Genomic DNA, 11860 nt, shown 5'->3' with positions numbered 1-11860 from the left:
CTGTTCCCCTATGAACGGTTGGTAGCTGTGCAGAAGATGGTGGTGGCTGCGGCGGAATCGCCGACGGCACGGGAGCCGATGCCGGGCGCTTGGAACGAAAAGGCACCCCCGACGGCGGTAGCGAGGACTTTGAGCTCCGCGATGCTGCCTGCGGAGAGCGGGGACCCGGACAGGACGGTGAAGTCGGCGAGTTTCCCGGGGCTCAAGGAGCCTTTGATGTGCGTGGTACCTGTGGCTGCGGCGGCTCCCGTCGTGTACGCCGCCAGGGCCTGGAGCGGAGTGAGCCGCTCGTCCGGGTTTCCGAAAACGGCACCGGAGGCGGTGCGCCGGTCCACGAAGGCCTGCATTCCGCGGAGCACGTTTCCGTCCGCCACGGGCCGGTCCGAGCTGCCGGCGAGTGTCACACCCGCGGTCAGGAACGACGCGGCACGGTAGGCCCAGCCGAGCCGTTCCGCGCCGAGGGAGGCGGTCATGCCGTCCCCGCCGTCGGAGAAGAAGCTGGCCTGCGGGGTGACGGCTATGCGAGCGGCGGCCAACCGTTGAAGCTGTTCCGGCCTGGTCATCGAGGCGTGTTCGATCCGGTTGGGCATGGCCCTGGGCGGAAACTTCGCCGCACAGGCGGTGATGATGTCTATTGCGAGGTCAACGGCGCGGTCGCCGATGGCGTGCGCCGCGATCGACCAGCCCGCCGCGTAGGCGGCCTCGATCTTGCCCCGGATCTCCTCCGGCTCCGCTTGGAAGTAGCCTGTGTTGCCCGTGTTGTCCGTGTGTCCATGGCTGCAGTAATCCTGGCTGACCGCCGCTGTTTCGCCGAGCAGTGAACCGTCCAGGAACACCTTCGCTGGGCCCAGGGACAGGAAGTCGTCGCCGAAGCCGCTGGTGATGCCCAGGTCCAGGCCTGCAGGCCTGGTGTCCGGTGGGTGCTGCCCGCCGAGCGGGTGCAGCATGTCCAGGACCGGCATCAGCTGGGCCCGTGCGTGGAGCCTGCCCGCGGACGCCGCCCGCTGGTAGGCAGCCAGCTCCTCCGGGCTGTGGCCGATCCAGCCGCCGCCGATCCCGGCCTCGGTGAAGCTCGTGATGCCCTCCGCGGCATAGTAGCTCGTGGCCCGGTCCAGTGCGTCTTCGATCGCCTCGCTGGAGTAGGGCAAGATCAGCTCCTGGATCAGCTGCTGCGCCGTTTCCTGGACCAGACCGGTGGGGCGGCCGCCGGCGTCGCGGACGATCACGCCGCCGTCGGGATCCGGGAACGACGCCTGGTCAGCGTGCGCGAGCCGGAGCGCTGCGGTGTTGACGACTGCCATATGGCCCGAGTTGTGCCGCATAAACAGCGGCCTGTTGCCGGTGACCCGGTCCAGGACGGCAATGTCCGGAAACTCGCCGCCGTGCTGCTGCTGGCTGAAGCCGGTGGCCAGGAGCCAACCCGCCGCCGTGCCGGGGGCGGGCACTGTCCCGGGCCCGGGGGCGCTGTCTGCCGCAATGCCGGCCTCCAGCAGGGCGTAGAGCTGGTTCAGTCCGCGCGCCGAGGAAACGTCCACTTCACCGAGGCCGAGCCCGAACCAGGTGGTGTGGCAGTGGGCGTCGATGAAGCCGGGGGTCACGGTGGCGCCAGCAAGGTCCACGACCTCGGCGGCGTCCAGTCCGTCCAGGTCTTCGTCGAGGCCCACAATCCGGCCCTGCCAAACCCCCAGCGAGGTGGCCTGCGGGCGGCGCCCGTCCATGGTGATGATGTCCGCGTTACGCAGCAGCAGATCGAGTTTCATGGGTTACCTAGCGTGGGTCTCAGCGGTGGGAGGTGGTGACTGACTTGATGCGGGTGTAATCCTCGAGGCCAAAGACGGAGAGGTCCTTGCCGGTGCCGGAGTGCTTGAAGCCGCCGTGCGGGGCCTCGGCGGGAATCACTTGGTGGCAGTTGATCCATACTGCGCCGAAGTCCAGCTCGTTGGACACTCGGGTGACGACGCCGTGGTTGTTCGACCAGACGCTGGAGGCCAGCGCGTATTTCGTCCCGTTGGCGAGCTCGATGGCTTCCCCCTCCGTGGCGAAGGGTTGGACGGTGACCACGGGCCCGAAGATTTCCTCGCACACCACTTCGTCCGCCTGGAACACTCCGTCGATCACGGTCGGCTCGAAGTGGAAGCCTGCACCCGTCCGCTTGCCCCCGGCAAGGACCTTGGCGTTGGCTGGCAGCCGGGACATAAAGCCCTCCACGCGGTCCAGCTGCGCGGCGCTGTTCAGCGGCCCCAGGTCCGCGGCGTCGCCGCCGACCTTGAGCGCGGCGGCCGCCCCGGCGAGCGCGGCCGCAAACTCGTGGTGGATCGATTCCTCCACTAGCACCCGCGTCACCGCGGTGCAGTCCTGTCCGGCGTTGAAGAACGCACCGAGTGCGATCTCCCGGGCCGCCAGGTCAATGTCGGTGTCGGCGAAGACGATCGCCGGCGCCTTGCCGCCCAGCTCCAGGTGGACATCTTTGAGGGTCTTCGACGCCGCGGACATCACCTGCGCCCCGGCCCGGGTGGAGCCGGTGATGGACACCATTTCCGGGATCTCGTGATCCACCATGGCGGCGCCGGTGCCGCGGCCGCCGCAGATGACATTCACGACGCCGGCCGGGTAGGCCTCCTGCGCCAGCTCGCCCAGGACCACGGTGGACCAGGGAGTGGTGTCCGCCGGTTTCAGCACGAGGGTGTTGCCCGCGGCAAGCGCCGGACCGATCTTCCAGATGGCCATCATGAACGGGTAGTTCCAGGGAGTGATCTGGGCGACCACCCCGAGCGGCTCCCGCCGGACGGTGGAGGAAAAGCCGCGGACGTACTCGGTCTGCGCGGTCCCGGACACCACCCGGCAGGCGCCGGCAAAGAAGCGGAGCTGGTCGGCGCCGCGGAGGATCTCGATCTCGCGGGTGATCTGCCTGGGCTTGCCGGTGCAGGCCACTTCGGCCTCCAGCAGCCGGTCCACATTGGCTTCGATGAGGTCCGCGAGTTTGAGCATCATCGCCTGGCGTTCGGCCGGGGTGGTCCGTTTGTAACTCCGGAACGCGGCGTGAGCGGCCTGGAACGCGCGGTCCACGGTGGCGGCGTCGCTGTCCGGGGCGGTGCCGAGCTGGACTCCCGTGGAGGGGTCGAAGAACGGCAGGGTGGCCCCGGCTGTTCCCTCTGACACGCTCCCGTGGACGATCTCACCGTTGATGATGTTGTGCAGGGTGATCATGGCGGGCTCCGGTCAGTTGCTGGCGGTTTTGGGTGAGCGGGTGGTGGGATCCTGCGGGAGGTGCAGGACCGCCGGCAGTCCGGATTCGACGGCGCGGCGGAAGGCGGCGCCGAAGTCCTCGGCCTTCTCCACGCGTTCGCCGTAGCCGCCGTAGGACCGGGCCAGCGCGGCAAAGTCCGGGTTCGTCATGTGGGTTCCTGAGGGGCGGCCCGGGTAGTGGCCTTCTTGGTGTTCGCGGATGGTCGCAAAGATGCCGTTGTCCACCACGAGCGCAATGAACTTCCCCCCATGGCTCATGGCGGTGGCCATTTCCTGCCCGTTCATCAGGAAGCAGCCGTCACCGGCCACGGAGATCACCTGGCGGCCGGGGTAGGCCAGGGAGGCAGCCACCGCCGCCGGGATCCCCATGCCCATGGCCCCGTTCCGGGGTGCGGCGAGTGAGTTCGCCGTGTTGTGCCTCAGGTAGCGGGCCGGCCAGAGCGAGTGGTTCCCGGCCCCGTAGGTGATGATGGCGTCGGGGTCCATTTCCTGCTTGAGGATTTCCATCACGACGGCGAGGTCCACATCAGTTCCGCCGTCCGGCTGCGCCGTGGAGAACTTTTCGTAGTCCGCGCGGGCGTCGGCCAACCAGGAGGCTGCGGGTTCCACGGCCGAGGCCGTGGCCGCTAGGGCCCTGGCGAAGGACGCGACGTGGGCCGGAATGTGCTGGTCCAGCCGGCCAAAGTGGCCGAGCAGATCGGCGTCGGGGTTCACGACCACGGTGACGGCATCGAGTCCACACTTGTAGCCGTCGGAGAGCACATCGGCGCGGACGCAGCCGACAAAGACCAGCAGATCGGCCTCGTCGAGGCGGCGCGCGTTGGCGTCGCTGCGGGCGTAGCCGAGGTAGCCGGCGTAGGCGTCGCTGCTGTGCGGGACGGCGTCATAGGCGCGGAAGTCCGCGAGCACGGGAACCCCGTGGTGGGAGGCCCAGCCGGCCAGCGCGTCGGAAGACGATTGGTCCCAGCCTTCGCCGCCCACCACGATGAGGGGTTTCCTGGCCGCGGCCAGCTTCGTCTCGAGGTCGGCGAGGTCCGCTGCGGCAGGTTCGCTCCGGGGCACGGTGCGCGGTTCCACGGTGCCGGATTCAATGGCGTGGACCAGCACGTCCTCGGGAAGACCGATCACCACGGGGCCGGGCCGGCCGCTGAGCGCCGTGAAGATGGCGTCGTCCACCACGCGGGCGGCGGAGGCGGCGTCGTCGAGCGTTACGACTTTCTTGGCCGTGCTGCCGAACCAGGCATTGATGTCGAATTCCTGGAACGACTCCCGTCCGCGGTCGGCGACCGGGATGAGGCCGACGAACAGGATCATCGGCGTGGCGTCCTGGTGCGCGGTGTGGATGGCGATGAAGGCGTTGGCGGCACCCGGTCCCCGGGTCACCATGGCGACGCCCGGAAGCTCTGTGAGCCGGCCTTCGGCGAGTGCCATGAACCCGGCGCCCCCTTCGTGGCGGGTCACCACGGTTTCGATGGAGGAGCCGTGCAGGCCGTCCAGGACGTCCAGGAAGCTTTCCCCGGGGACGCCGTAGACGCGCTGGATGCCGGCCCGTTCGAGCTGGGCGACGATCAGGTGCCCGGCCGTGGTTGTGGTGCTCAATGCTTCATTCCCTCTTCTTCGATGCTGAGTGCGGGGAGGAACAATCCGGACAGGGCGGTCAACACGGAAACCACCAACAGGATGATGGCGCCGGGCCAGAAAGAGTTGCCGTTGGCGGCCACGAGGGCCGTGGCGATGAGTGGCACAAAGCCGGAGATGACGCCGGCGCTGTTCGACGTGATGGCGACGCCCGTGTAGCGGACCTTTGTGGCGAAGAGTGCGGTGAGCGCCGTTCCGGACACGGCGTACGGGATGGACAGCGTGGACACACCGACGATCATGGCCAGGATGACCAGGACGGGGTTAGCGGTGTCGATGGCCAGGAACACGGGGACGGCAATGACGGCGGACGCGACGCCACCCCAGAGAATGACCTTGCTGGCGCCGAACTTCTCACCCATGCGGCCGGCCCAGATCAGGGCGAAGATCTCCACCACGGCAGCCAGGAGAGAGCCGAGCAGCAGGGTTTCGTACGGCATTTTGAGAACCTTGGTGCCGTAGAAGACCACGAAACTGGTGATGAGGTAGAAACCGCCAATGCCAAGCAGCGCGGAGCACATGCCGACCAGAATCTGGCGCCAGCTCTTCGTCAGCACACCGCGGATGGGGGCGTGCTCGGTCTCGCCGGACTCCATGAGGGCTTCGAACTCCGGGGACTCGCTGAGCTTGCTACGGATCCACATGGAGATGGCCAGCAGCGGGATCGCCGCAATGAACGGGATGCGCCAGCCCCAGGCGTCAAAGTTGGCCTGGCCCACCAGGTACAGCATGCCGAAGAAGCCGCCCGAGGACAGGATCGTGCCGATCGGGGAGCCGAGTTGCGGCAAGGCCGCATAACGGGCGCGTTTGGCAACCGGGGCGTTTTCGACGGCGATGATTACCGCACCGCTCCATTCGCCGCCGACGGCCAGGCCCTGCAGGATCCGCAGCGCAACCAGCAGGATGGGGGCCGCGACGCCGATGGTCATGTAGTTGGGCAGGAGACCGATCAGGCCGGTGACGACGCCGATGCCCACGATCGTGACCATGAGGATCTTCTTGCGGCCGATCTTGTCGCCCAGTGAGCCGAAGATGAAGCCGCCAATCGGCCGGGCCACGAAACCCACGGCCAGCGTGGCGAAGGAGCTCATCGCCGAAACGAAGGGGTCCTGGGACACGAAGTACTGCGCGTTGAACACCAGGGCCGCGGCGGTGGTGAACAGAAAGAAGTCGTACCACTCCAGCGCCGTTCCGACGAGGGCCGCGAGTGCGACTTTCTTGGCGACGGTCTCGTCGACGACTGCGGGGGTCTGGGGGCTGACGATGGTGGCGTTGCTTGCGCTGCTTGCCATGATTACTCCAAAGAAATGTGACTGGTCTTTGCTGTTGCCGGCGCGGTCACGCCCCGGGAACGGAGACGCTTCCGAAGGGTTGTGATGAGGCTCACCCGGCGCTTCGTTCCATTCTGCCAGTAGCTTTTTCCAAAATAACTAGCATTGCGCCACGCATCCGGGCCCTTAGGATGTGAGAATGCACAATTTTGAATCATCAGGAGACGGTCTCCGCTGGAGCGAACTGGTGGACCAGCTGGAGGGACGGCTGGATGTCCTGGCCCAGGCCTTCACGGCCCTGGTCAGACAAATCCCTGAATACGGGGACAGCCAGGTGACCGTCCCGGAAATCCGGGACACCGCCCGTGAGACGTTCCGCAGGCTCATCCACGGGCTGCGCGGCGGCCAGGAGGACGAGGCCCGGGACGGACTGCTCGAGTTCGCCTCGGATCTCGGCTCCAAACGCGCCCGGGCCGGGATTCCGCCGGAATCCCTGACATCTGCCGTAAGGCTGGACTTCAGCATCCTGTGGGCCGACCTGCTGGAGATCGCCGCACCAGGGGACGCTGCACTACTTGCCTCCCGGGTGGACCAAGTGTGGCGGGTCGTCGACGAATTCGCGACCCGGACGCACATGAGCTACCTGACGGAGCGGGTCCGCATGGCGCAGGAGGAATCCAGCATCCAGCGCGAATTCATCGCCCGGCTGTTCAACCAAAGCACGCCCTCGGCCGAAACATCCGCCCAGGTCGGCTCGGCCCTGGGCATCGGGCCGGACGCCCGCTGCGGCCTCGTGGCCGCCAGCGGAGAGCCGGGCGCCCGGCTCCGAGCTGCCGCAACCCAGTTCGGCTCCGGCCAGCGACGCCACCGGCTATTCCTCCATGAATCAGGCGGAAACACGTACCTGTTCTGGCCGCTGTCCGCGCGCACGACCCGGGCATCGCGGGGCACGGGGCAACTGTTGCCCCCGTCACTGGCGGACATCCCGTGCGGGTATGTCCCGGAGGTGCACGGACTGCGCGGCCTCCCCTCTGCCGCCCGGACGGCAGAAAGCCTCGCCGCGCTGCTTCGCCCGGCCGACGCCGGGCCGCTCTCCGCGGATGCGGCGTGGCCGCGGCTAGCCCAGCAAAACCTCCAGGACGCAGGCCTCGACCTCGCCGCCCAGCTGGAGGAGGCACTGGAGGCATGCCGAGGCGGGGAACGCGAGCGCCTCACCGAGACTGTGCGGCATTACCTGTCCACCGGGAACATCACGGCCACGGCCGAGCAGCTGTTCTGCCACCGGAACACCATCCTCAACCGGCTCAACCGTTTCGAGGAACTGACCGGAATCGACCTCACCGTTCCGGCCCAGGCAGCCCGGCTGGTGGTGGCCTGGGCCTAGGAGTTGTGTGAACGCACACTTCGTGGCCATTTTTGGTGGGATTATCGCCATTGAGCTGTGATCACCAGCACAGAATAGTTGGCTACTACCTTGCACAGGACATTCGTCCCCGCACCCCATCTGGAGATACTGATGGCTCAACTGGTAGAAACCAACTCCCCCGCCGCCGCCCGGCTCGACCTGGCCAAAATGCGCAAGATCGCCCTCGCAAGCGTCATCGGCACCACCGTCGAGTGGTACGACCTCTTCGTTTTCGGCACAGCCTCCGCGCTCGTGTTCAACAAGATCTTCTTCCCCAGCTTCGACCCCATTGTCGGCACCATGCTGGCCTTCGGAACCTTCGCTTCCGCTTACGTCGCGCGCATGGTCGGTGCCATCATCTTCGGCCACTTCGGAGACAGGCTCGGCCGGAAATCCATGCTGCTGATTTCGCTGCTGACCATGGGCGCCGCCACCTTCGCCATCGGCCTGTTGCCGGACTACAACAGCATCGGCATCATGGCACCGCTGCTGCTGCTCTTCCTGCGCGTCATCCAGGGCCTGGCCCTGGGAGGCGAGTGGGGTGGCGCCGTCCTGATGACAGTCGAGCATGCTCCCCCGTCCAAACGCGGGTTCTACGGTTCCCTGGTCCAGGTGGGCGTGCCCGCCGGGACCCTGATCGCCAATGTCGCGTTCCTCATTGTCGCCTCGAGTGTCAGCACCGAGGACCTCCTCAGCTGGGGCTGGCGCATCCCGTTCCTCGCCTCCGCCCTGCTGGTGGCCGTGGGCATCTACATCCGGCTGCACATCGAGGAAACCCCGTCGTTCCAGGCAGTGAAAGACGCCGGAGCCAAGGCCAAGCTGCCCTTCGCGGCCCTGATGGCCAAGTACTGGAAGCAGGTTGTCCTGGGTGGCGTCGCCACATTGTCCACCGGAAGCACCTTCACGCTGCTCGTGGCCTCCGGAGTGTCCTACGGCAAGAAGGAACTCGGTCACTCGGAGGCCCTCATGCTCTGGGTGGTCCTGGCAGCCTGCGCCCTGTGCTTCGTCCTGATCCCATTCTTCGGCCGGCTCTCGGACACATACGGCCGCAAGCCGATCATCTACGCCGGCGTGGCCGCGGAGGCGGCCCTGGCCTTCCCCATGTTCTGGCTGATGGACACCAAGTCCGTTCCGCTGCTCTTCGTCGCCTATCTCGCAATGATGACCGCCTTCGCCGCCAACTACGGCCCGATCGCCACCTTCCTCGCCGAGCTCTTCGGTTCCAAGGTCCGCTACTCGGGGCTGTCCGTCGCCTACATGCTCTCCGGGCTGCTCGGCAGTGCTGCGACACCGTTCATCACCACGTGGCTGCTCGGCGTGACCCGCCAGAGTTCCTCCGTTGCGTGGTACATCATGGCCGCCGCCCTCGTGTCGCTGTGTGCCTTGTTCGTTCTCACGGAAACCCGGCACGGCAACATCGACGCCGTCGATATGGCCCCGGCCGAGGCGACTGCCGAAGCGGCGGCTGCCAAGTGACAGTCCTTCCCGCAGGGCCTGCACCTGGTCTTCCCGTAACCGGGGCTGTCCGCCGGGTCGCGGAGATCCCGGGCGGAGCAGCCGCCGTCGGCCCTTTCTCCCAGGCCGTTGTCGCCAACGGTTTCGTGTTCACCGCCGGCCAGATCCCGGCGATCAGTGGGCTGGACCACCAGCCGGACACGTTCGAGGACCAGGTACGGCAGACCATCCTCAATCTCCGCGCCGTGCTGGAGGCGGCAGGATCAGGCCTGGACCATGTGGTTAAGGTCAACGCCTATCTCACCGACCCCGGCCGGCTCGAAGACTACAACCGGGTCTATGCCGAGTACTTCGGCGCGGCCCGGCCGGCGCGGACCACCGTTTGCGTCAGTCTTTGGGGCGTGGCGCTGGAAATCGACTGCGTTGCCGTCGTGGCCGGCGGGGCAGACGCGGTGGCGTTGTGAGCGCCGGGCTAGCCGAGGGGCTCGCCGCCGTCAGCTACCCTACGATCGGGCACTTCCTGGCGGACGGATTTGTTGACCCGGCCATCCGGTCGCTGCTCGACGGTGTCAAGGTCGCGGGACCAGCCGTCACGGTCCGGATAGCGGACCGGGACGCTTACGCGATGAACCGGGCGCTGCTGGCGCTTTACCCCGGCGCAGTGCTGGTGGTGGACATGTCCGGCGATCACCGGCATGCGCCCGTCGGTGCTGTCACAGCGGCGGCGGCAACCGCGCAGGGCGCCGCCGCCGTCGTCGTCGACGGCGTGGCCACGGACATCCTTGAGCTCCGGGCCACCGGCCTGCCGGTCTTCGCCCGCGGGACCTCGTGCCTGACCACAAAACGGACCCACAGCGGCGGCTCCGCCGTGAACGTCCCGGTGCACTGCGGCGGCATCCTGGTGAATCCGGGCGACTGGGTGCTCGGTGACGACAACGGCGTCATTGTCCTGACACCCCAGGCGGCAGCCGATGTCCTGGGTGCCGCTCTGGCCTCCGACGCCGCCGAACCGGCGTTGCTGGCCCGGATCGCAGCCGGCGAGGCGCTGGAATCGGTGCTGGCGATCTGACGGACGGCGCGGGGAACGGGTCAGGGATGGGGTAGAACTTAACCATGAACGTTCGCACTCCTGACCCGAACCCCGGCTGGCTCTCCGACGAAGATTTGTTCGAGGCGCGCGGCCGGCTGCCCATGGTCTACGTCGAGGCCGTCCCGGTCCGGCTGGATCCGCTCGGGTTTGTGAACGAGGTGGGCACGCTCCTGCAGGCCGACGAGGACGGCACGATGGTCCGCTCCCTGGTGTCCGGCCGGGTCCTGTACCGCGAGACCATCCGCGCGGCCCTGCTGCGCCATATGGAGAAGGACCTCGGCCCGCTGGCCTTCCCGCAGCTGCCGATCAGCCCGGTGCCGTTCACGGTGGCCGAATACTTCCCGTCCCCGTCCCACACCGGATTCACCGACGACCGCCAGCACGCCGTCGCCCTGGCGTACATCATCCCCGTCACCGGCGACTGCTCGCCGCGGCAGGACGCGCTGGAACTGACCTGGATGACCCCGCAGGAAGTCATGAGCTCGGATGTCCAGCTGGAATTCAGCGGCGGCCGCGGCGCCCTGATCCGCCAGGCCCTGGCCTTCGCCGGCGTCGGGAACTGACCGACGGCGGCTGCGGGAACCGACCGACGGCGGCTGCGTCCCCGACTTCCCGCGCGCGCCTTTGTAGACTGTTGGGCGGACCGCAAAAGAATCTAAGGACTGCAATGACCCACCCCCCGGCCGCCCCGAACTACATCGAACAGCAGGCTGGATTTCTGCAGAGCGGCGATCATCTGCTCTTGCCCGACGGCAACCGCTCCGCCGAAATCCAGCGCGTTGACGTCGAAACCGACGATTTCGGCACCCCTGCCATGGTCCTGGCGACCCTCACGGGAGGCGGCGGACTCCGGATCGCGGCGTCCTCCACCGTCCTGATCGTCGGCGCCGCCGGCACGGAGGAACCCACCGCCGCGGAAGCCGGCTCCCCGCTGCCGTCCCACGAACCGGCCGCCGATGCCGCCACCGATGCGGCCGGCAGCCAGAGCAGTGTCGCCGGCAGCCTCCCGGCCGGCGTCCAGGGCGAGGACCTGCCCGAGGAAGCCGCCGCTCCCGCCGTCGTCGTCCCTCCGCTGCCGCCGGTTCCGCCGGCGGCGAGCGGCCCCAGCGAAGAGGACCTGGCGCTGATCCCAGCCCTTGAGGGCACGCCAGAGTCCGTGGTGCAGGCTGTGGCCGAGGCCCACCCGAACTCGGCGGGGGTGCTGCTGCTCAGCGAACGGCTGGCCAAGGGCATCAACACGAAGTCCGGCAGCTGCCTCAAGGACCTCAGCGACCTCGCGCAGGAGCTGTTCATCATCCTCAAGGACGCCGAAAGCGCCCTCGCCGTCGCGGACCTGCTCAATGTGCTGCCCTTCGACGGCAACCGCGGCCGCTGGGCCTCGGTGGAGGCCTCCCTCGCCCTGTCCAGCTACATCTGCCGCCAGCTCGGCCAGGAGGAGCGCGCTGCTGTCTACGAGAAGTTCCTGCGCGCCCCCGATGCCATGGAAACGGACCCGTTCAAGGCCCGGATCAACGCCAAGGTCCGCCAGCGATCGCTCAACGAACCGAATCTGTACGACAAGGAAATCTTCCGCTCGATGGACAACTCGAACCCGGATGCGGAACGCGAGTGGCGGCTCCTGCGGCTCGAGGCGCTGCTCTTCCTGCGCGCCCACGGCGGCTCGGAAACCATCGGCGCCCCGGAGCTGGACCGCCGGATCGGCAACGAACTCGAGTCCGTCCGTTCCTAAGGCATTTGACCCCTACCCCCTTCCGG

The 11860-nt window shown here is 67.6% G+C and carries 10 protein-coding genes; 6 read left to right on the top strand and 4 right to left on the bottom strand.

The annotated features are described in order from the left end of the window. Positions 1-8: 8 nt before the first annotated feature. Genes J2W14_RS10390 through J2W14_RS10375 form a run of 4 tightly spaced genes read right to left on the bottom strand, consistent with a single transcriptional unit; the run spans position 9 to position 6176 of the window. Complete coding sequence (locus J2W14_RS10390) at positions 9-1760, bottom strand: amidohydrolase (RefSeq protein WP_307462034.1); 1752 nt, start codon at positions 1758-1760, stop codon at positions 9-11. A 19-nt stretch (positions 1761-1779) separates the two neighbouring features. Beyond that, positions 1780-3207, bottom strand: coding sequence for a gamma-aminobutyraldehyde dehydrogenase (locus J2W14_RS10385; RefSeq protein WP_307462031.1), 1428 nt, complete (start codon positions 3205-3207; stop codon positions 1780-1782). A gap of 12 nt (positions 3208-3219) precedes the next feature. Next, positions 3220-4845, bottom strand: coding sequence for a thiamine pyrophosphate-dependent enzyme (locus J2W14_RS10380; protein WP_307462027.1), 1626 nt, complete (start codon positions 4843-4845; stop codon positions 3220-3222). Beyond that, a complete protein-coding gene (locus J2W14_RS10375; protein WP_307462024.1) occupies positions 4842-6176 on the bottom strand; it encodes an MFS transporter in 1335 nt (444 codons plus the stop codon). The genes J2W14_RS10380 and J2W14_RS10375 overlap by 4 nt, the downstream gene beginning before the upstream one ends. Positions 6177-6354: 178 nt before the next feature. On the opposite strand from J2W14_RS10375, the gene J2W14_RS10370 reads away from it, so the two are divergent. The 6 genes from J2W14_RS10370 (at position 6355) to J2W14_RS10345 (ending at position 11834) form a co-directional block, all read left to right on the top strand. Further along, positions 6355-7539: a PucR family transcriptional regulator gene (locus J2W14_RS10370; RefSeq protein ID WP_307462021.1), complete on the top strand. Its 1185-nt coding sequence runs from the start codon at positions 6355-6357 to the stop codon at positions 7537-7539. A 132-nt stretch (positions 7540-7671) separates the two neighbouring features. Then, complete coding sequence (locus J2W14_RS10365) at positions 7672-9036, top strand: MFS transporter (RefSeq protein WP_307462018.1); 1365 nt, start codon at positions 7672-7674, stop codon at positions 9034-9036. Further along, a complete protein-coding gene (locus tag J2W14_RS10360) occupies positions 9033-9479 on the top strand; it encodes a RidA family protein (protein ID WP_307462015.1) in 447 nt (148 codons plus the stop codon). The genes J2W14_RS10365 and J2W14_RS10360 overlap by 4 nt, the downstream gene beginning before the upstream one ends. Beyond that, positions 9476-10084 (top strand): RraA family protein, encoded by a 609-nt coding sequence (locus J2W14_RS10355; RefSeq protein ID WP_307462011.1) that lies wholly within the window; start codon positions 9476-9478, stop codon positions 10082-10084. Before J2W14_RS10360 ends, J2W14_RS10355 begins: the two co-directional genes overlap by 4 nt. A 44-nt stretch (positions 10085-10128) precedes the next feature. Further along, a complete protein-coding gene (locus tag J2W14_RS10350; protein ID WP_282378028.1) occupies positions 10129-10668 on the top strand; it encodes an NUDIX hydrolase family protein in 540 nt (179 codons plus the stop codon). A gap of 104 nt (positions 10669-10772) precedes the next feature. Then, positions 10773-11834 carry a DUF6707 family protein gene (locus tag J2W14_RS10345; protein ID WP_307462007.1) on the top strand — a complete coding sequence of 354 codons (1062 nt, stop codon included), beginning with the start codon at positions 10773-10775 and terminating at the stop codon, positions 11832-11834. Positions 11835-11860: the final 26 nt, after the last annotated feature.

The sequence above is a fragment of the Pseudarthrobacter oxydans genome (assembly GCF_030812335.1).
GTDB classification, from domain to species: Bacteria; Actinomycetota; Actinomycetes; order Actinomycetales; family Micrococcaceae; genus Arthrobacter; species Arthrobacter oxydans_B.
The sequence above is the reverse complement of the archived record's forward strand: the minus strand, read 5'-3'. Positions and strand labels throughout refer to the sequence as shown.

Bases quoted from the DNA above. Each gene is read 5' to 3' on its own strand.
- J2W14_RS10375 (WP_307462024.1), bottom strand. From the start codon at position 6,176: ATGGCAAGCAGCGCAAGCAACGCCACCATCGTCAGCCCCCAGACCCCC.
- J2W14_RS10345 (WP_307462007.1), top strand. From the start codon at position 10,773: ATGACCCACCCCCCGGCCGCCCCGAACTACATCGAACAGCAGGCTGGA.
- J2W14_RS10390 (WP_307462034.1), bottom strand. From the start codon at position 1,760: ATGAAACTCGATCTGCTGCTGCGTAACGCGGACATCATCACCATGGAC.
- J2W14_RS10370 (WP_307462021.1), top strand. From the start codon at position 6,355: ATGCACAATTTTGAATCATCAGGAGACGGTCTCCGCTGGAGCGAACTG.
- J2W14_RS10350 (WP_282378028.1), top strand. From the start codon at position 10,129: ATGAACGTTCGCACTCCTGACCCGAACCCCGGCTGGCTCTCCGACGAA.
- J2W14_RS10385 (WP_307462031.1), bottom strand. From the start codon at position 3,207: ATGATCACCCTGCACAACATCATCAACGGTGAGATCGTCCACGGGAGC.
- J2W14_RS10365 (WP_307462018.1), top strand. From the start codon at position 7,672: ATGGCTCAACTGGTAGAAACCAACTCCCCCGCCGCCGCCCGGCTCGAC.